At 73.2% G+C, this 18,369-nt stretch carries 18 protein-coding genes; 8 read left to right on the top strand and 10 right to left on the bottom strand.

Annotated features, from left to right (window positions below; all coding sequences use genetic code 11):
• Positions 1 to 117: 117 nt before the first annotated feature.
• Positions 118 to 741: a TetR/AcrR family transcriptional regulator gene (locus AB0N29_RS11745; RefSeq protein WP_302268256.1), complete on the bottom strand. Its 624-nt coding sequence runs from the start codon at positions 739 to 741 to the stop codon at positions 118 to 120.
• Between the two features lie 41 nt (positions 742 to 782).
• Between AB0N29_RS11745 and AB0N29_RS11750 the strand changes: the two genes are divergently transcribed.
• The 4 genes from AB0N29_RS11750 to AB0N29_RS11765 are packed head-to-tail and all read left to right on the top strand — an operon-like array spanning position 783 to position 3,731.
• Positions 783 to 1,733: a glucosyl-3-phosphoglycerate synthase gene (locus tag AB0N29_RS11750; protein WP_364866904.1), complete on the top strand. Its 951-nt coding sequence runs from the start codon at positions 783 to 785 to the stop codon at positions 1,731 to 1,733.
• Positions 1,730 to 2,593: a dihydropteroate synthase gene (gene folP, locus AB0N29_RS11755; RefSeq protein WP_302268254.1), complete on the top strand. Its 864-nt coding sequence runs from the start codon at positions 1,730 to 1,732 to the stop codon at positions 2,591 to 2,593. Before AB0N29_RS11750 ends, folP begins: the two co-directional genes overlap by 4 nt.
• Positions 2,590 to 3,066, top strand: coding sequence for a hypothetical protein (locus AB0N29_RS11760; RefSeq protein ID WP_364866907.1), 477 nt, complete (start codon positions 2,590 to 2,592; stop codon positions 3,064 to 3,066). The genes folP and AB0N29_RS11760 overlap by 4 nt, the downstream gene beginning before the upstream one ends.
• Positions 3,063 to 3,731 carry a dihydrofolate reductase family protein gene (locus AB0N29_RS11765; RefSeq protein WP_364866909.1) on the top strand — a complete coding sequence of 223 codons (669 nt, stop codon included), beginning with the start codon at positions 3,063 to 3,065 and terminating at the stop codon, positions 3,729 to 3,731. The genes AB0N29_RS11760 and AB0N29_RS11765 overlap by 4 nt, the downstream gene beginning before the upstream one ends.
• A gap of 1,162 nt (positions 3,732 to 4,893) precedes the next feature.
• Here AB0N29_RS11765 and AB0N29_RS11770 read toward each other — a convergent pair.
• The 4 genes from AB0N29_RS11770 to AB0N29_RS11785 all read right to left on the bottom strand — a co-directional run bounded on the left by AB0N29_RS11770 (position 4,894) and on the right by AB0N29_RS11785 (position 8,358).
• Positions 4,894 to 6,096 (bottom strand): hypothetical protein, encoded by a 1,203-nt coding sequence (locus AB0N29_RS11770; protein ID WP_364866911.1) that lies wholly within the window; start codon positions 6,094 to 6,096, stop codon positions 4,894 to 4,896.
• Positions 6,093 to 6,869 (bottom strand): class I SAM-dependent methyltransferase, encoded by a 777-nt coding sequence (locus tag AB0N29_RS11775; RefSeq protein WP_364866913.1) that lies wholly within the window; start codon positions 6,867 to 6,869, stop codon positions 6,093 to 6,095. The genes AB0N29_RS11770 and AB0N29_RS11775 overlap by 4 nt, the downstream gene beginning before the upstream one ends.
• Positions 6,870 to 6,985: 116 nt before the next feature.
• Positions 6,986 to 7,879 carry a hypothetical protein gene (locus AB0N29_RS11780; protein WP_364866915.1) on the bottom strand — a complete coding sequence of 298 codons (894 nt, stop codon included), beginning with the start codon at positions 7,877 to 7,879 and terminating at the stop codon, positions 6,986 to 6,988.
• The gene (locus tag AB0N29_RS11785; RefSeq protein WP_364866917.1) at positions 7,876 to 8,358 is read right to left on the bottom strand and encodes a GtrA family protein; all 483 of its coding nucleotides are present in this window, start codon (positions 8,356 to 8,358) and stop codon (positions 7,876 to 7,878) included. The genes AB0N29_RS11780 and AB0N29_RS11785 overlap by 4 nt, the downstream gene beginning before the upstream one ends.
• 67 nt (positions 8,359 to 8,425) lie before the next feature.
• Between AB0N29_RS11785 and AB0N29_RS11790 the strand changes: the two genes are divergently transcribed.
• Positions 8,426 to 9,751, top strand: coding sequence for an MFS transporter (locus tag AB0N29_RS11790; protein ID WP_364866919.1), 1,326 nt, complete (start codon positions 8,426 to 8,428; stop codon positions 9,749 to 9,751).
• Between the two features lie 94 nt (positions 9,752 to 9,845).
• Here AB0N29_RS11790 and AB0N29_RS11795 read toward each other — a convergent pair whose 3' ends face one another.
• Complete coding sequence (locus AB0N29_RS11795; RefSeq protein WP_364866921.1) at positions 9,846 to 10,619, bottom strand: SGNH/GDSL hydrolase family protein; 774 nt, start codon at positions 10,617 to 10,619, stop codon at positions 9,846 to 9,848.
• Positions 10,620 to 10,668: 49 nt separating this feature from the next.
• Between AB0N29_RS11795 and AB0N29_RS11800 the strand changes: the two genes are divergently transcribed.
• Genes AB0N29_RS11800 through AB0N29_RS11810 form a run of 3 tightly spaced genes read left to right on the top strand, consistent with a single transcriptional unit; the run spans position 10,669 to position 13,071 of the window.
• A complete protein-coding gene (locus tag AB0N29_RS11800) occupies positions 10,669 to 11,565 on the top strand; it encodes an LLM class flavin-dependent oxidoreductase (RefSeq protein ID WP_364866923.1) in 897 nt (298 codons plus the stop codon).
• Positions 11,562 to 12,134 (top strand): rhomboid family intramembrane serine protease, encoded by a 573-nt coding sequence (locus AB0N29_RS11805; protein WP_364866925.1) that lies wholly within the window; start codon positions 11,562 to 11,564, stop codon positions 12,132 to 12,134. The genes AB0N29_RS11800 and AB0N29_RS11805 overlap by 4 nt, the downstream gene beginning before the upstream one ends.
• Positions 12,121 to 13,071: a hypothetical protein gene (locus AB0N29_RS11810; RefSeq protein WP_364866927.1), complete on the top strand. Its 951-nt coding sequence runs from the start codon at positions 12,121 to 12,123 to the stop codon at positions 13,069 to 13,071. Before AB0N29_RS11805 ends, AB0N29_RS11810 begins: the two co-directional genes overlap by 14 nt.
• Here the strand turns inward: AB0N29_RS11810 and AB0N29_RS11815 are convergent.
• The 4 genes from AB0N29_RS11815 to AB0N29_RS11830 all read right to left on the bottom strand — a co-directional run bounded on the left by AB0N29_RS11815 (position 13,068) and on the right by AB0N29_RS11830 (position 18,344).
• Positions 13,068 to 14,072 carry a TIGR03617 family F420-dependent LLM class oxidoreductase gene (locus AB0N29_RS11815; protein WP_364866929.1) on the bottom strand — a complete coding sequence of 335 codons (1,005 nt, stop codon included), beginning with the start codon at positions 14,070 to 14,072 and terminating at the stop codon, positions 13,068 to 13,070. The two genes, AB0N29_RS11810 and AB0N29_RS11815, sit on opposite strands and share 4 nt — an antisense overlap.
• Positions 14,073 to 14,215: 143 nt before the next feature.
• A complete protein-coding gene (locus AB0N29_RS11820) occupies positions 14,216 to 15,226 on the bottom strand; it encodes a LacI family DNA-binding transcriptional regulator (RefSeq protein ID WP_364866931.1) in 1,011 nt (336 codons plus the stop codon).
• Between the two features lie 20 nt (positions 15,227 to 15,246).
• A complete protein-coding gene (locus AB0N29_RS11825) occupies positions 15,247 to 16,707 on the bottom strand; it encodes a GH1 family beta-glucosidase (protein ID WP_364866933.1) in 1,461 nt (486 codons plus the stop codon).
• A gap of 110 nt (positions 16,708 to 16,817) precedes the next feature.
• Positions 16,818 to 18,344 (bottom strand): PucR family transcriptional regulator ligand-binding domain-containing protein, encoded by a 1,527-nt coding sequence (locus tag AB0N29_RS11830; protein WP_364866935.1) that lies wholly within the window; start codon positions 18,342 to 18,344, stop codon positions 16,818 to 16,820.
• Positions 18,345 to 18,369 lie beyond the last annotated feature (25 nt).

Genomic DNA, 18,369 nt, shown 5'->3' on the forward strand with positions numbered 1-18,369 from the left:
ACCTATTGCCACTGCTTTCCAGCGTTGGGCCCTCCCCAACACCCCCGGGCCCCGGCGGGGGCCCGCTGCGGGGGGCGGGCGGGGCGGCCGCCACCCCCCCCCCGCCCGGCCCGCACGTCAGGCCGGGCGCGCCCCGGCGCCGGCGAGCACGAAGTCGACGATGCCCGCGACCTGCGCCCGCAGGTCGTCGTCGCCGAGCGCGCGCTCGTCGCCGGAGACCAGGAGCCGGTTCATGGTGACCGCGCCGTAGAGGCACAGCACGAGGGTCCTCGCCGGCAGGTCCGCCGGGACCTCGCCGCGGTCGACGGCCCGTCGCAGGATCGGCAGGACGGCGTCGGTGTGGTGGCGGGCGACCTTCTCGGTGAACGTGCCGAGCGAGGACGGCGCGCCTGCGGCGTCGACCGCCATGCGCACGGTCGCCCAGCCGGCGGGGTCGAGGTAGTGGCGGAAGAGGTTCGTCGCGAGCGCCTCGAGGTCGCCCCGGAGGGTGCCGGTGTCGACGTCCTCGATGCCGGCGGCGCGCACCTCGACCGCGTCGAGCAGCAGGGCGTCCTTGTCGCGCCAGCGCAGGTAGACAGTGGACTTGCCGACGCCCGCCCGTCGCGCGACGGCGTCCATCGTGAAGCCGGCCCAGCCGCGCTCGCCGTACTCCTCCAGCGCGGCCTCCAGGATCCGCGCCTCCGCCCCGGGCGTGCGGGGGCGGCCGCGGGTGCGGCGCGGCGCGGGCTGGGGGGACGCCATGCGAACGATTGAACCACCCAGCGGCCGACTAGGTTGTCGACATGTCTGTCGGCACCGGTGACCGCGGCGCCGCGTGGTCCGCGCGGAACACGCACCACTGGGACGAGTGGCCGCTCACCGACCTCGTCGCCGCCAAGGGCGACCAGCGGGTCAGCCTCGTCGTGCCCGCCCGGAACGAGGCCGGCACCGTCGGCGACGTCGTCACGCGCGTCCGCGAGGCCCTCGTGGAGACGGTCGCGCTGGTCGACGAGGTCGTGGTGATCGACTCCGACTCGACCGACGCGACGTACGACGTGGCGACCGGTGCCGGTGCGGTCGTGCACCGCTCGGCCGAGGTGCGCCCCGAGCTGGGCTCGCGGCCGGGCAAGGGCGAGGCGATGTGGAAGTCGCTCTTCGTCACCACCGGCGACGTGCTGGTCTTCATGGACGCCGACCTCCTCGACTGGGACACCCACTTCGTCCCCGGCCTCCTCGGGCCGCTGCTGACCCGGCCGGAGGTCGCGCTGGTCAAGGGCTTCTACGAGCGGCCGGGCGCGGAGGGGCCGTACGACGGCGGTCGGGTCACCGAGCTGGTCGCCCGCCCGCTGATCGCGCTCGAGCACCCCGAGCTCGCCGGTCTCGTGCAGCCACTGGCGGGGGAGTGGGCGGTGCGGCGGTCGCTGTTCGAGGCGCTGTCGGTGCCCACCGGGTACGCCGTGGAGCTCGCGGCGCTCGTCGACACCACCGCGCTGCTCGGCGTCGACGCGATCGCGCAGGTCGACCTCGGGCGGCGGGACCACTCGCACCAGCCGCTGCTCGACCTCGGCGCGATGGCGACGCAGATCATCGCGGCGATGACGGCGCGCAGGTCGTCCGCCGGGCTCCCGGGCTCGCCGTCCGGCGAGCCCGAGCCGGTCGTGCTGCGGCAGTACCGGCCCGGACCGGACGGCGTCGCACCGTACGACCGCCGGGTGCTCGTCTCCGAGCGGCCGCCGGCGAGGTTCCTGGCATGACCTTGAGGCTCGGTCGGCACGAGTTCGCCGACGACGCGACGATCATGATGGCGATCGTCAACCGCACGCCCGACTCGTTCTACGACAAGGGCGCCACCTGGGCGGAGGACAAGGCGTTCGACCGGGTCGCGCAGGTGGTCGACGAGGGGGCCGAGATGGTCGACATCGGCGGCATCAAGGCCGCGCCCGGTGAGGAGATCGACGAGGTCGAGGAGAAGCGGCGGGTCGTCGACTTCGTCGCGCGGGTCCGCGCGGCGTACCCCTCCCTCGTCATCTCCGTCGACACCTGGCGCGCCTCTGTCGGCGAGGCGGTCTGCGAGGCGGGCGCCGACGTGCTCAACGACGCCTGGGGCGGGGCGGACCCCGCGCTGGTCGACGTCGCGGCCAAGCACGACGTCGCGCTGATCTGCACCCACACCGGCGGTGCGGTGCCGCGGACGCGGCCCTACCGGGTGGAGTACGACGACGTCGTCCGGTCCGCGATCGACGACACCGTGGCGTACGCCGAGCGCGCGCTCGCCGCAGGCGTCGCGCGGGAGTCGCTGGTGATCGACCCGGCGCACGACTTCGGCAAGAACACCTTCCACTCCCTCGAGATCACCCGCCGCCTCGACGAGATGGTCGCGACCGGCTGGCCGGTGCTGGTGTCGCTGTCGAACAAGGACTTCGTCGGCGAGTCGCTCGACCTCCCGGTCGGCGAGCGGCTGACCGGCACGCTCGCCGCGACCGCGGTCTGCGCGCTCGCCGGCGCCCGGATCTACCGCGTGCACGAGGTCGTCGAGACCCGGCAGGTGGTCGACATGGTCGACACGATCGCCGGACGGCGGCTCCCGGCGCGGGCGATCCGGGGGCTGCAGTGACGCGCGTCGTGCTGGTGCCGGGCGTCCTCGCGCTTCTGCCCGAGCACGCCTCCCAGGTCGATCCCGTCGCCGACCTGCGGGCAGCCGCGCTCGAGGCGGTGCGGTGGCTGGGCGACGACGTCGAGGTGGTCGCCGACCCGCAGGGTGAGCGGATCGCCCAGGCGCTCCTGGCAGCAGCGGGTGCTCGGCACGGCGCAGGGGCGTCGTACCTCGTGGTGGGCAACGGCTCGGCCCGGCGCAGCGAGAAGGCGCCGGGCTACCTGGACGAGCGCTCCTTCGCCTTCGACGACGCGCTCCGGGCTGCGCTGGCGGCTGGCGACCTGGGCGCCGTCGACTGCACGCTCGCCGAGGAGCTGTGGGCGTCGGTCGAGGGGATCCGGCGGGCGGCCGACGCGATCAGCGGTCCGGCGACCGTCGACTACGACGACGACCCGTACGGCGTGCAGTACTGGGTGATGCGGTGGGGCTCGTGAGGGTCCTGCTCGGTCCGCGGAGCGGCGACCTCGCCGACCTGTACGCCGTACCCCGGCGACCGTGGCTGCGGGTCAACATGGTCAGCACCCTCGACGGCTCGGCCACCGGCCCCGACGGCCGGAGCGGGTCGGTCAACAACGCCGCCGACCACCGGGTCTTCCGGACGCTGCGCTCGCTCGCGGACGCGATCGTGGTCGGTGCCGGGACCGCGCGCACCGAGGGGTACGGCCCCGCCGACGTGCCGGTCGTGCTCGTCTCGCGGCGGGCCGACGTGCCGGAGGGGTTGCGCGGTCACGAGGCCGGTCGGGTCCTGGTGGCGACCTGGGCGACCGCCGACCGTCTCGACGAGGCGCGTGACCTGCTCGGCGACGAGCACGTGCTCGTCCTGGGTGACGACGCGGTCGACCTGGCCGCCCTCAAGGAGGCGCTGGTCGCCCGTGGTTGGACCAGCCTGCTCTCGGAGGGCGGGCCGCACCTGCTGCGCGACCTGCTCGCCGCGGGCCTGGTCGACGAGGTCTGCGCGACCGTGGTGCCGCAACTGGTCGCCTCGGACGGCCCCCGGATCACCGCCGGCCCGCCCGTCGACGTGCCGCTGTCCCTCGAGCTGCTGCTCGAGGAGGACGGGACGCTGCTGGGCCGCTGGCTCGTCGACCGGCGCGGCTAACAACAGACGGTCCATGCCTTTACCGTCCGGCGGGTCACCGGTTCGGCACCTTCTTCCTCGACAGCTGCGGCCCGGCGACTGACAAGTACGAGCCCGGCATGGCTCCGACCAGGCGGCGGTCGTTGCTACCGCGCAACGCCAGGCCCTCGTGTTCATCGAGTCTTACCCTCGCCAGGGCACGGAGGCGACTGACGACGCCAGGCTCGATAGGGCTCTGGCGGACGCGACGACTCGTGGAGCCAGACCCTCATCTTAGGCCCAACCTCCTACTTGTTCACCGCGCAGCACGACTCCACCATCAACTCGATGGTGCTTCAGGGAGTTGTAACGCCACCGTGCTGAATATCGACACCTGCGTGACTGCCTGCAATGTGACCGGCACCTATACCGTGTTGCCCGACCTTCGGGTCGAGTGCACAACCGTCGCGCGCATGGTCGTCCCCGTGATCTTCAATGACACGGCACAGGAAACAATCGGCCACTGCTACTTCCGAGGGCTCGAGACTCTCGATTCTCCAGGGTCTACTACAAGTCCGTCATGAGCGCCGCAAGCATAGGCATCATTGACCGCAGCACGTTTAGCCCATTCCTGCATCCGGGTCGAGATTTGGGACGTGCGGGTCAGCAACATTACATTTGGGCGATGAGCTGAGACTACGCCATCGGCGTATCCAAGGGCGCAGGCAACGGCTTCCTCGACAGTGTGAGCATCGTCCCTCCGCTCAAGTCCAACCCGGCCGGTTGCGCGGGGCTCTACTTCGATAGCGCCAGCGGCTACGCCGGAACCTGGGGCGGATTCATCTACCTCGACGGCAACCGGTCTCTCTGTTCGCTAGGGCATTCCGATCGGACCCAACTGGTCCAACGTCGACCTGAAGGTCAAGGCCACAAGATGGGCTCCGACTGCGTGGTAATTGACTCCGCCTAAAACATCATTATCGACTACCACGGCGAGAACAACTCTCAGACCCAGGACGGCAAGAGTCGCGGCAAGCGGTCGGTTTATCGCGCAGTAAGGTCCGTGGCAGTGGCGTCGGGCGACACTGGGAAGACCATTGCGCTCGCCCCCCTTCCCGATGGCCTACCGCCGTCGACCTCGCAGATCGAGTTCGATGGAGAGCGCCGGCCGGACGCTCCAGCCGTACCGGACTACGCACACGAACTACAACCACATATCCGTCGCCGTCGCGTCGGCCCTACGGCCGCGGGCACGCTGCACTGGCGAGCCAACCTCGAATGATGGACGGCCAATGGCCGTCCCATGTCGCAGGAGCAGATACCAGACGTAGACGATCCACACGAGCTCGATCCTCACGATGAGGCTCTCGCTCGCGCAGTACGTCGCTGCGGCTATGAGGAACGCCACCTCGCCGTACAGACGCCTCTCCATCAGCCTGTAGATCGCTCGCCAGAAGAGCGCTAGGAATACAGCCAACATGACCAAACCGCCACCGACCGCCAGGTGGATGTAGGAGTTGTCCACCGGGTAGGCCGTCGCCTTGACGGGTGTACTCAATACGAAGTCGAACCATTCCCGATCTTCGAGGAACATTCGGTAGAACACGGGCCTATTGCTGAGTACCCGGTTGACCTCGTACCCCGTCAGGTAAGCCAGGATCGGCGTCGCCCCGACGAGCACGACTGGGACCGAGGCGTACACGATCGGGATCCGAACCCGAGGGACGATAACCAGCAGTCCGGCGAAGAGGAGCACGGTCAAGAAGCCGCCCCGCGCGTCAGTGGTTCTGAATAGTTGATAGGACAGCGCCAGAACGGCGCCTAGAGTGAGAGCAAAGCGCTGGCGCGACCAGTATCTGTAGGCGTACAGCAACGACAACATGCAGGCGCCGGCGACGATGTTAAAGAAGAACGGCACGCCCTTCGTTCCGTAAGCCTGTCGCTCGCGGATGATGCGCCCGGCCTTCTCCAGGACGATCTCCTGGTTCACGGTGGCCCCAGTCCACAGAAGCAGGAAGATCAGACCCAACGCCGCCACGGCCGCGACGGCCGCGTATTTGAGCACCGTCCTCTCTGGGAGCAGGCACAGCAGCAATGCGAGGATGAGCGCGAACACAATCGACAACTGGTCAGGGTTCTGGCGAAGTACGAGCAGACTCATCGACGCCAGCAGCAGCCCCGTTAGCCACTGCGGCACGTAGACATTGCGGGCAAGGAGGGCGACGAGTACGACCATCAGGACGGCTCCACGGACCCCCTGCTTCAGCGCCTCGTTGTCAGCCGCCACGGTCTGGATCAGCACCGAGTTGACCGCCAGCGCCACAAGGGCGATTGCAGCCACAAGGCGTGGCGGGCGACGCCTCGCGACAGTCGCCGTCAGCCTCGCGTTGGCTGTGGTCGCCGTCATGCGGTCTTATCGGCGGGTCGGGTGAACACGAAGACCTCCCGGAACTCGCCGTCGATCCCCCGCTTTCGCTCCTGCGGCAACTTGTGCACCGTCAGGTCGAGTCCAGCGTCAGATGCTCGGTCGAACAGGTCGGCTCCCCAATCGAGGGTGACCAATGAGGCGCCCCCGTTCACGGGGCTGCGGTGATACTGCGGCTCGAGGTTGTGCACCACGCCAGCGTCGGTCAGCGACGCGCGTTCCCGCGTGGCCGCCAACTGCGGGTACCACGGGAAAGTGGCGATGTGCGCCCCGCCCGGCTTGAGAACCCGGAAGATCTCAGCCAGCACCTTCTCGGGCTTGAACACGTGCTCCAGCACGTCCTGAGTTACCAGTAGATCGAACGTCTCGTCGGCGAACGTGAGCCTGGAGAGATCTTCGCAACGAACCCCGTTGACCTCCGCGCCGAGCGGAGTGTCGTCGAGGTACTGGGAGGAACTGTAACCGGGGGCCGCGGACAGCGCGCTGGAGGCGCCGCGTCTGCCCGGTGAGGACTCGTGGATGTCAAGGGCGCGCCAGTCGGAGCGGAACTGGGCCAACACCTCGAACAGGCATCGCTCTCGCGGGATCGACAAGCACCGAAGGCAGCGAAGGTCGTCGCGCGGCCATGGGCCCTTCTCGATGTAGACCGTCCGCGCGGATCCACGAGTCTCCTTGCAGATGGCGCAGGTGCCGGGCCAGGTGAGTAGTCGGCGAGGCGGCTTCACGCGGCCAGACAGCACGGCACGCATCAACATGCGCCGGAGCCTACGACAGGACGCTTTTCGGCGGGCCGCTGATCCGTCCACTCGGCCGGAAAAGCGTGGGTCGGCCACGCGCTCAAAAGACTCCGCCGGTGCCCACGGGTTCGGCGCTACTGGGCCGCTGGCTCGTCGACCGCGGCTGACGGGTCGACGACGGACACGAGGACGGCGTCGGCGTACGACAAGCGGACCTCGGCGAGGTACTCGACCAGCAGGTCGCGGGTGAGGTCGGCGGTTCCGACGACCACGAAGGTGTCCGCCTTGTCGCCGAGGTCGAGGGTGAGCTCGTAGGCGGTGCCGTCGGCCTTCTCGGGCACCAGCTCGAGGAGCGCCTCCTCGTCCTCGACGGCCGCGGGGTCCTCCGGCGCTGCCTCGGGGTCGACCAGGCAGGTCCAGTCGCGGTCGAGGGCGGCGGCGCACGGGTCCGGCTTCGGCTCGGGCTCCGGCTGCGGGGTCGGGCTCGGCGTGGGAGAGGGCGTCGGCGTGGGCGTCGGGTGGTTCGGCTGCGGCGGGGGCTGGGGAGACGGCTGCGGGGAGGGCTGGTGCTGCGGGGGCGACGGCTCGAAGTCGGACCCCGGGGACGGCACGTGGCCCGGGACCGGGGCGTCCTCGGCCTCCTTGACCGGCTCCCACGCGGCGTCGGGCTCGGGCGAGGCGACGGTCGAGGGGGCGCCGGAGGGCGCGCCGGTGTAGCTGGGCGCCGGGACGTAGGACGTCGTCGGCGGGATGTACGGCGGCGTGTACGACGAGGGGAACACCAGCTGCGGCGGAGCCCCGGCGACCGGGCTCTCACCGACGTCGGCGACGACCGGCGGCGGGTAGAGGCCCATCGACGGCGGCACGACGTCCGCGGGCGTTCCGAAGGTCGGGGCCTCGCCGGTGGCGGGCCACACGATCGTCGACGGGTCGGCGGCGGTGACCGCGGGCGACTGCCCGTCGGCGTACAGCAGGCCTCCACCGGCGCCCAGCGTGAGCGCGAGCGCGACGGCGATCCGAGACCTCATGGACCCACCGTACGTCGGGGCTCGCGAGCCTCGGCAGGGGTTTCCCGAGGGAACACCCAACGTTCATATCCCCAGAACCGGAACAGGGTCGCCAGTGCCACGCCGACCAGGTTCCCCGAGACGTTCTCGGCAACCGCCGAGGTCCAGTCGAAGACGTAGGTGCTGACCGCGAGCGGCACCAGGTTGACCACCAGCCCGGCGACGTTGACCAGGAAGAACAGGGTGTACGCCGTGGCGAGCTGCCGCCGCTCGCGCTGGTCGAAGACCCACAACCGGTTGCCGAGGAAGGCGAAGGTCGCCGAGACGACGAACGCCAGCGACTTCGACGTCAGCGGCCCGGTCTCGAGCAGCTGGCGGGCCAGGTTGTAGCAGGCGACGTCGATCAGGAACGCGAGCCCACCGACGAGCAGGAACCGCCAGGCCACCCGCCCGGTGACGCCGCCGGCGGCGGGGCGGTCGGAGGTGGTGGTGGGCGGCACGAGGGAGTCGGTACCCCCGACACGCCGCCGTGGAACACACGCGGCCCTCCGAGCGTTCAGCCCCGTCATGGCCCCCGACGACTCCCGCCGCGTGTCCTTGCTGCTCGGGCTGCTCTTCGGGCTCGCCGGGATGGGCTCCTCCTCCGCCGCGGTCGCACTGCCGCTCCTGGGCAGCGACCTCGGCGTCGAGGTGGGGATCGCGACGTGGTCGATCAGCCTGTACGCCTTGATGCTGGCGGTCACCACGGCGGTCTACGGCCGGATCTCCGACCTCGTCGGCGTGAAGCTGCCGCTGCTCGTGGGCGTCGGGCTGATGACCGCCGGCGCGCTGGTCGCGGCGTTCGCGCCGACGTACGGCGTGCACCTCGGCGGCCGCCTCTTCCAGGGCGCCGGCGCGGCCGCCGTGCCGACGCTGGGGGTCGCGGCGCTGAGCGCGCGGTACGACGGCGAGGTCAAGGGCCTCGCGCTGGGCCGGCTCGCGGGCATGGCCGCCGCGGTCTCCTGCCTCGGCCCGCTCGTGGGCGGTGTCGTCGAGCACGCCTTCGGCTGGCGGGCCGTGATGGCGCTGCCGATCCTGGGCCTGCTGGTCATCCCGTTCCTGTGGCGCGCGCTCACCGGCGAGGGCAGCGGCGCGAGCCTCGACGTCCTCGGCGCGGTGCTGGTGGCGGCGACGGCGGCCGGGTTGGTCCTGCTCGTCCAGTCGCCGTCCACCGGGCTGGTGGTCGCGCTCGTCGGCGTGCTGCTGATGGTGCTCGGCGTCCCGCTCGTCGCCTTGCGCGTGCGGCGCCGGCCGCACGGCTTCCTGCCGCTCGCGGTCGTCCGCAACGCGACCGTCGTGCGCAGCGCGGTGGCCGCCGCGGCTGTGCCGGCGGCGTGGTTCGGCCTGCTCGTCTCGGTGCCGGCCGTGCTGGTGCACGACGGCTGGCAGGCCTGGCAGGTCGGGTTGCTGCTGGTGCCGAGCGCGGTGATCGCGCTCTTCGTACCCCGCGTCGCCGGCCCGCTGCTCACCCGGATCGGCGGCCCCGCCGCGCTCGCCGTGGCCGGCGTCATCGCCTCGGTGGCGCTGGTGCTGGCCGCCGTCGGCACCGCGCTCGTCTCGCCGGTCGTGCTGGCCGTCGCCGTGGTCCTGGTGACGATGGGCTTCGGCCTCGGCCAGCCGGCGCTCACCGCGTCGGTCGGCGACGCCGTCGAGCTGGACGTGCGCGGCGTCGCCCTCGGCGTGGCGACCCTCCTCTTCCTCGTCGGCGGGTCGGTCGGCTCGGCGGTCGTCGGCGGGGTCGGCGACGCGCTCGGCGTGCCGGCGTCGCTCGGCATCCTCGCCGTGCTGCCGCTGCTCGGCCTGGTCGCGCTGGTGCCGGAGCTGCGGCGGTCGCCGGCGCTCGCCGTGGACTGAGCTGCGCGACTGACCCTCGCCGACTGAGCAGGGGTCAGGCCCTGCGCGGCTCACCGGGTCTCGACGACGGCTCGCCTGCTCGACCGGCGGGCGCTCAGCGCGCGAGCGGCTGGGGGAGGTCGAGGTCGCCCAGGGCGCGGATGAGGCGCTCGGCGACGTAGTCGTGGCCGTCCTGGCTGGCGCCGCCGCCGGGACTGCGGAGCGCGGGCCGGTCGGTCCTCCCGGCACCGGCCCAGCCGGCGCCGTACGGATCGACGACGTATCCGTCGTACTTCTCCGCCAGGTCCCGCACCGAGCCGGCCACGTCGTCAGGGAGCGGGGCGTCCTGGGTGAGGGTCCAGGGGACGACCTGGACGAGCACCGCTTCGGGGTACGCCGCGCGGAGCCGGCTGAGGTAGTCGTCCATGGCCGCTCGGAGGTTGATCGTGGAGACGATGCGCAGGTCGTTGCGCCCGGCGTCGACCACGACGATGTCGGGGTCCTCGACCCCGCGCTGGACCTGCGGGAGCCGGTCGAGCAGGGCGTCGCCGGTGGCGGCGTTCGCGAAGCCGGTGCCCTCGACCGCGTCGACCTCGCAGGTCCAGTCGAGCTCCTCCGCGGTCTGGCAGGCGTACCCGTCCTCCGGGGAGTCGGCGCCGACGCCCGCGGTGTATCCGTCACCGATCCACAGCGAGACCACCTCGTCCGCGGGCTCGGGCTCCGCCGTCGGCGAGGCGGACGGACGGGGCGAGGGCACGACGAGGGAGTCGCTCGCCTCCTCGACGGTGGCGTCCACTCGGTCGCGCCAGTCGAGGTAGGCCCAGGCGGTGCCGCCCACGACGACGAGCGCCAGCAGCACGACGAGCACGCCGGAGAACCTCGACCCCATGCGCCGAACCGTAGCGGCCCGCGAGGGCGGCTCTGCCACAGTTGGCCACGTGCAGGTGGGGATGACGCTGCCGGTGATGGAGCCGGACCTGTGGGCGCGCGGTGCCGCGGTGCTCGAGGAGTGGGCGCGCGCGGTCGACGCGGGGCCGTTCTCGACGCTGTGCTTCGGCGAGCGGATCGCCTTCGACAACCCCGAGACGCTGACCCTGCTCGGTGCGGTCGCGGCCTGGACCGGCCGCGTGCGGATCGCGACGACCGTGGTGGTCCCACAGCTGCACGACCCCGTCCTGCTCGCCAAGTCGCTCGCCACCGCCGACCAGCTCTGCGCCGGCCGGCTGACCGTCGGGCTGGGGGTCGGCGGGCGCGAGGAGGACTACCGCGCGGTCGGCGCCGACACCGGCACCCAGACAATGCGCGAGATGGCCGAGCGGGCGGGCGTGCTGCGGGCTGTGTGGAGCGGCGACACGGTCGCTGGAGCCACCCGCCGGGTCGGCCCGCCGCCCGTGCAGCCCGGCGGGCCGGAGCTGCTCGTCGGCACCATGGGCCCGCGGACGATCCGGTCGGCCGCGGCGTGGGCCGACGGCCTCGCCGGCGTGACCCTCGACGTCGACCCCGGCGGCGTACGACGCCTCTTCGACCTGGCGGAGTCCGCGTGGGCCGAGGCCGGCCGGGCGGCGCCGCGGCTGACGACGTCGTTCTGGTTCGCCCTCGACGACGGCGACGGCAGCTCCCGCGCGCAGGTGCACCGCCACCTGCGCCACTACATGAGCTGGCTGCCGCCGGACCTGGTCGACGCGATGGCGCCGACCACCGGGTTCGCGGGGACGCCGGCCCAGCTGCGGGAGGTGCTGCGGCGCTTCGAGGACGTGGGCACGCACGAGGTCCACCTCATCCCGACCGGCTCGGACGTCGCGCAGGTCGAGGCCGTCGCGGAGCTCCTCCCGTGAGCCAGCAGGACACCGGGGCCACCTGGGCCCGCGCCGCGATCCTCAGCGTGGGGTTCGTCGCGCTCCTGTGGGTCGTCGAGGTGCTCGACGCGGTCTGGAGCAGGGACCTCGACACGTACGGCGTGCGCCCCCGCGACGACGACGGACTGGTCGGCGTGGCGCTCGCGCCGGTGCTCCACGCCGGCTGGGACCACCTCTCGGGCAACACCGTGCCGGTGCTGGTGCTGGCGTTCCTCGTGCTGGTCGGCGGCACCGGCCGCGGGCTCGCCGCGACCGCGATCATCTGGCTGGTCGGCGGCATCGGGGTCTGGCTGACCGCGCCGACGTACTCCATCCACCTCGGCGCGAGCGTCCTGGTCTTCGGCTGGCTGGTCTACCTGATGGTGCGCGGGATCTTCACGCGCAGCGCCGGCGAGATCATCCTCGGCATGGTGCTGTTCCTCGCCTACGGCGGCCTGCTGCTCGGCGTGCTGCCCGGCCAGCCGGGCGTCTCCTGGCAGGGGCACCTCTTCGGCGCGGTCGGCGGCGCGCTGGCGGCGTACTGGGTGGACCGGCGTGCCCGCGCCTGACCTCGCCGCGCTCGACGCGGCCCTCGCCGATGCCGAGCGCGACCTCGCCGAGCAGCGCCGGCTCACCGCCCGGCTCGAGCGCGGGGAGGCCGCGGTCGCGGCGGCCGACGCCGAGGTCGTCGCCCGGCGCGCCCGGCTGGCCGACGAGAGCGCCGACGTGAGGCGCCTGGAGTCCTTCAGCCCCACCCGCATCTGGGCCGGGCTGCGGGGCAGCCGCGACGTCGACCTGGACCGTGAGCGGGCCGAGCAGCAGGCCGCGGAGTACGCCGTGGCGCAGGCCGAGGCGCGCCTCGCGCGGGCGCGGGACGAGGTAGGGGTGACCCGGGCCGCGCTCGACGCCGTCGGTGACGCGACGGCCCGGCGGCGCGAGGCGCTGGCCGGCAAGGAGGAGCACCTGCGGGCCACCGGCCACCCGTCGGTCCCCGAGCTCGACGAGATCGCCGGGCTCACCGGCGCCGGCCGCTCCGCCGTCGCCGAGCTGCAGGAGGCGGTGGCCGCGGCGGACCATGCGCTGGCCCGGCTCTCGGCCGCCGCCGAGCTGCTGTCCTCGGCGCGGAGCTGGTCGACGGCCGACACCTTCCTCGACGGCGGCCTGCTGACCGACATGGTGAAGTACGACCGGATGGACGCCGCCCAGCGCCTGCTGCACGACGCGGACCTCGCGCTGCGCGGGCTCGCGACCGAGCTCGCCGACGTCGGCATGACGGCCGTCGGGGGCATCGAGGTCACCTCGCTCACGCGGACCTTCGACGTGTGGTTCGACAACATCTTCAGCGACTGGTCGGTGCGCAACCGGATCACCGAGGCGGCCGACCGGGTGGCCTGGACGCTCCGCGCCGTCGCCGACGTGCGCGAGCAGCTGCTCGCCCGGTGGCGCACCGAGCACGCCGGGCTCGAGCGGCTCGCCGTACGACGCGAGGAGCTGCTGGCGCGCTAGCGGCCCTGGCCGACGGCGGCCAGCGCCGTGGCGAGCGCGCCCACCTGGTCCAACGGAGCGTCGTACCCGGGGAAGTAGGCGCACACCCGGTCGGCCACGTCCCCGAACCGTCGGCTGATCTCGGCCGCGCACTGCTCCGGCGAGCCGACCACCGCGAGGGTGTGGAGCATGTCGTCGGTGACCAGCTCCATCATCGAGGCGACGTCGCCGGTCTTGGAGAGCCGGTTGAGTTCGGGCTGCACGTCGGCCCAGCCCTCGACCTCGAGGACGGGGCGGTACGCCGGCGTGGAGCCGTAGAACGCCAGCAGGCCGCGGACGCCCAGCGACGCCGCGTGCAGCTCCTCGGGGGTCCGGCCCATCGCCACGATCGCCTGCGGGTGCACGCGGAACGTCGGCGAGGCGGGCGTGCCGAGCGCCGGCAGCGTCCGCTCGCGGAAGTGGCGGTGGCTGTGGAACGGCATCACCAGCAGCCCGTCGGCCACCTCGCCGGCGGTGCGGGTCATCAGCGGGCCGAGGGCGCCGAGGAGGACCGGCGGCGGGCCGTGGGGGTTCGGGCCGGGCACGAACGTCGGCGGCATCAGCGTGTGGCGGGTGTGCTCGCCGCGGAAGTCCAGGCGGGTGCCGTCCTGCCAGGAGGTGAGGATCGCCTTGACGGCCAGCACGATCTCGCGCATCCGGGCGGCCGGGGGCGACCACGTGGCGCCGTACCGGTTCTCGACGTGCGGCTTGACCTGCGAGCCCAGGCCGAGCCGGAACCGGCCGCCCGACATCAGCTGGAGGTCCCACGCCGTGTGCGCGAGGTGCATCGGGCTGCGCGGCATCGCGATCGCGACGTTCGTCATCAGGTCGGTGCGCACGACGCCGGCCGCCGCGGCGAGCGGCAGGAACACGTCGTGCGGGCCCTCGAACGTGAACAGCCCGGCCACCCCGGCGCCCACCAGCTCCTGCGCGCGGGCGGCCGCCCGGTCGGGGCGGGCGTCGAGCTGGACGTCGAGCAGCACCTGCGGAACGTAGCGGGCGGGTGGGGCCCGGGTCACCGCAATCGTTCAATTGAACGGTTGTGGTGGTGCGCAAGCGCTTGCGCACCACCACAACCCAACAATTGAACGATCGCGGCGGGCCCCCAGCCCCAGGACCGCAGCCCTCAGGCGGACTCGCGCCGCACGAGCGTGGGAGCGAGCAGCACCTGGTCGCGCGGCGTGGCGGGGTCGTCGAGCCGGGCGAGGAGGAGCCGGGTGGCGCGCTCGGCCAGCTCGCCGGCGGGGTTGACCACCGTGGTGAGCGGGGGAGTGCAGTGGTCGGCGCCGAGGTCGTCGTACCCCACCACCGCCACGTCGCCCGGCACCGACCGGCCGGCCGCGGCGAGCGCGCGCAGGGCGCCGCGGGCCATCAGGTCGGAGGCGACGACGAGCCCGTCGAGGTCGGGGTACGTCGCGAGCAGGCGCGCGCAGGCCGACTCGCCGCTGGCCTCGGTGAAGTCGCCGTGCTCGACCGGGCCGGCCGCGAGGCCGGCGTCGGAGAGGGCGCCGAGGTAGCCGACGAGCCGGTCCTGGCCGGCGGCCATGTCGGCCGGCCCGGCGACGTGGGCGGTCCGCCGGCGGCCGCGCTCGAGCAGCAGCTCGGTGGCCAGCCGGGCGCCGGCGACGTTGTCGGTGTCGACCCAGGGCACCCGGTCGGCGCCGACGATCGGCCGGCCGACGAACGCGCACGGCAGCGCGAGCCCGGCCAGGTGCTCGGCGAGGTGGTCGCTGCGGTGGTGGGAGACGACGATCGCGCCGTCGACGTGCCCGCCGCGCAGGTAGCGCAGGGTGCGGTCCTCCTCCTCGCCGGGCCGCGCGAGCAGCAGCACCAGCTGCAGGTCCCGCTCGGCCAGGACGCGGTTGACCGCGGTGAGGGTGCGCCCGAAGAACGGGTCGGAGAAGACGCGGTCGTCGGGCTCGGGGACCACCACCGCCACCGAGTCCGTACGTCGCGTGGCGAGCGTCCGGGCGGCCGGGTTCGCGACGTACCCGAGGCTGCGCACCGCCTCCTCGACGGCGACGCGCGCCCGGTCGCTGACCCGGCTGCTGCCGTTGATCGCGCGGGAGGCCGTGGCACGCGAGACACCCGCGAGGCGCGCGACCTGGTCGAGGGTCGGCGTCCCGGGGCTCTCCACGGCGGTCAACCTAGCGAGGATCAGCCCTGCGCGGACCCCAACCGGCCGGTCGCGGCGACGTCGCCGTAGAACCGGGCGGAGGTCTTGGGCGTGCGCACCTGGGTGTCGTAGTCGACGTGGACGATGCCGAACCGCTTGGTGTAGCCGAAGGCCCACTCGTAGTTGTCCAGCAGCGACCACTGGAAGAACCCGCGCACGTCGACACCGGCCTCCATCGCGGTGTGCAGCGCGCGCAGGTGCGCGTCGATGAACGCGACCCGCTCGGGGTCGTGGACCGAGCCGTCCGCGGCGACCTGGTCGTCGTAGGCGGCGCCGTTCTCGGTGATGTAGAGCGGCGGGGTGTCGTACTCCTCGTGCAGCCGCACCAGCAGGCGGGTCAGCCCCTCGGGCTGGACCTCCCAGTCCATGGCGGTGCGGGGGAGGCCGCGGCTGACGAAGATGACGTCGTCGCAGCCGACGTACGGCGTGCTGGTGGTGCGGCCGGTCTCGTTCTCGTTGCTCTTCAGCTCGTCGGGGTGCGGGCGGCCGGCGATCGCGTTGCCGTTGTAGTAGTTGACGCCCAGCACGTCGATCGGTGCGCTGATGACCTCCAGGTCGCCGTCGCGGACGGCGTCGGTCCAGCTGCCGCCGCCGGGGACCGGCATGGCCTCGGTGTCGGCGACGACGTCGGCGGGGTAGCTGCCCCGGAAGAGCGGGTCGAGGAACACCCGGTTGAACAGCCCGTCCACGCGCCGCGCGGCGTCGACGTCGACCTCGTCGGTCGGGTCGTTGGCGTCGGCGACGGTGAAGTTGAGGGTGATGCCCAGGCCCGAGTGCGGCTTCGCCGGGTCGGTGACGACGCCGCGGCTGCGCAGCTCCGCGGCGGCCAGGCCGTGGCCGAGCAGCAGGTGGTGCGCGGCGACGAGACCGTTGGCGCCCTCCTGGCGGCCGGGCGCGTGCTGGCCGCCGGTGTGGCCGAGGAACGCCGAGCACCACGGCTCGTTCAGCGTCGTCCATGCGCCGACGCGGTCGCCGAGCGCGTCGTGGACGGAGACGGCGTACTCCGCGAACCGGTAGGCGGTGTCGCGGTTCGTCCAGCCGCCGCGGTCCTCGAGCGCCTGGGGCAGGTCCCAGTGGTAGAGCGTCAGCCACGGCAGGACGTCGTTCGCGAGCAGCTCGTCGACCAGCCGGTCGTAGAACGCCAGGCCCGCGGGGTTGACCGGCCCGGCGTCGGGCCGCACGCGCGGCCAGGAGACCGAGAAGCGGTACGCCCCGAGGTCGAGCTCCTTCATCAGCGCCACGTCGGCGGCGTACCGGTGGTAGTGGTCGCACGCGACGTCACCGTGGTCGCCGCCGATGACGGCACCGGGCACCCGCGCGAAGGTGTCCCAGATGCTCGGGGTGCGCCCGTCCTCGGCGGCGGCGCCCTCGACCTGGTACGCCGCGGTCGCGGCCCCCCACAGGAACTGCGTCGGGAACTGGACGGTGCTGGGGCCGGTCATGCGGTCGGTGCTCCTACGGGGCCGGGGTGGAAGCGCTTCCACACAGAGGTGACCAGCGTGCGGGGGCGCCCCCGGCGCTGTCAAACACGCAGGGGTCCATCGGGGGCGCGTCAGGCCCGCGACCGGCGGGTGACGGCGGAGGACCGCATCCGCCAGCCGACCAGCGCGAGGTCGAGCGCGGTGCGGACCTGCCGGGTCTCCAGGTCCAGCCCGCCGAGCAGCCCGGTGATCCGCTCGAGCCGCGCGTAGAGCGTCTGGCGGCGGATGCCCAGCGCGTGGGCGGCGACGGTCTTGGAGAGCCCGGCCTCCAGGTAGGCGTCCAGCGTCGGCACCAGCTCCGCGCCGTGGCGTGCGTCGTGGTCGAGCAGCGCGCCGAGCTGGTCCTCGACGAACCGGCCCAGCTCGGCGTCGTCGACCATCCCCGACAGCAGACGGTAGACGCCGACGTCGCTGGCCAGCACCGTGCGCGAGCCCGGGGTCAGCCGGGCGGCCAGGTGCAGCGCGTCGCGCGCCGCCGGCAGCGAGCGGGCCAGGCCGGCGGGGTCCTCGACGGGCGGCCCGGCGGCCACCCGGACCACCCCGCCGCCCACGGTCGCGCGCAGCTCGGCGTCCAGCCCCTCGGCGAAGTCCGCGAGCCTCGCCCGCAGCGCTGAGGGCCGCACGGTCGTCGCCACTAGCAGCACGCCGTCGACCTCTGCCACCAGCGCGGCGCCGAACGCCGCCTGCGCCGCCTCGACGGTCGCGCTCAGCCCGGGCCGCAGCGAGCCGGGCAGCCGCAGCTCGACGGCGAGGCCGACGGCCTGGACGCCCGCGCCCGGCGCCAGCCCGGCGGCACGGGCGCGGACCAGCACGTCGCCGCGGCTGAGGTGCTGGCCGGCCGCGAGCGCCAGCACCAGGTCCGAGCCGGGGCCGGTGCGGCGCCCGGTGCCGCCGCCCGGGCCGAGCCGCAGGTCGAGCATCGTCGCGCAGAGCGCCACCAGCCGCGGCAGTGCCGGCTCGCGGGTGTCGGCGACGGCCAGGGTCGCCCACGGCGTGCGGCCCACCTCCGCCTCGAGCGGGGGCCCGACCCGGGAGCGGACGTCCTCGCCGAGGAGCAGCGTGCCGTCGGGGGAGTAGACCCCCACCGGGGCCCGGCAGCACTGTGCGACGAGCGCGACGAGCTCCGGCCCGCCGATGCCCTCGGCCACCGCGTCGTGCAGCACCGCCGTCACCTCGTCGGCGCGGCGCAGGACGTCGAGCTCGCCGGTGATCAGCAGCGGGTGCACCGCCTCGGTCACCTCGATGAACGGCACCACGCCGTGCAGCACCACCAGCGGCAGGTCGTGCTCGCGGGCCGCGGTGACCAGCGCGTCGGGCGGGGTCGGGAACGTGCGGCCCAGCTCGAGCAGCAGCGCCGCGACGCCCTGGGCGGCCAGCGACTCGACGTACGCGCCGATCCCCGGGCCGGCCGCACCGACCAGCCCGAGCCCGGTGGTCAGCAGCACCTCACCGCCCTTGAGCAGCGGGGAGATGCCGTAGATCTCCGAGGTGTGCACCCAGCGCACCTCGCGGGCGCCGAGGTCGCTCCCGACGAGCACCTCGGGCCGCGCTCGCCGCAGGAGCGGCATTTCGAGGAGGTCTCGCACCGTGAACGCCATGTAACCAACCCTGGCCGAAATCCGG

Origin of the sequence: Nocardioides sp. NPDC092400 (assembly GCF_040684155.1) — a bacterium.
Lineage (GTDB): Bacteria > Actinomycetota > Actinomycetes > Propionibacteriales > Nocardioidaceae > Nocardioides.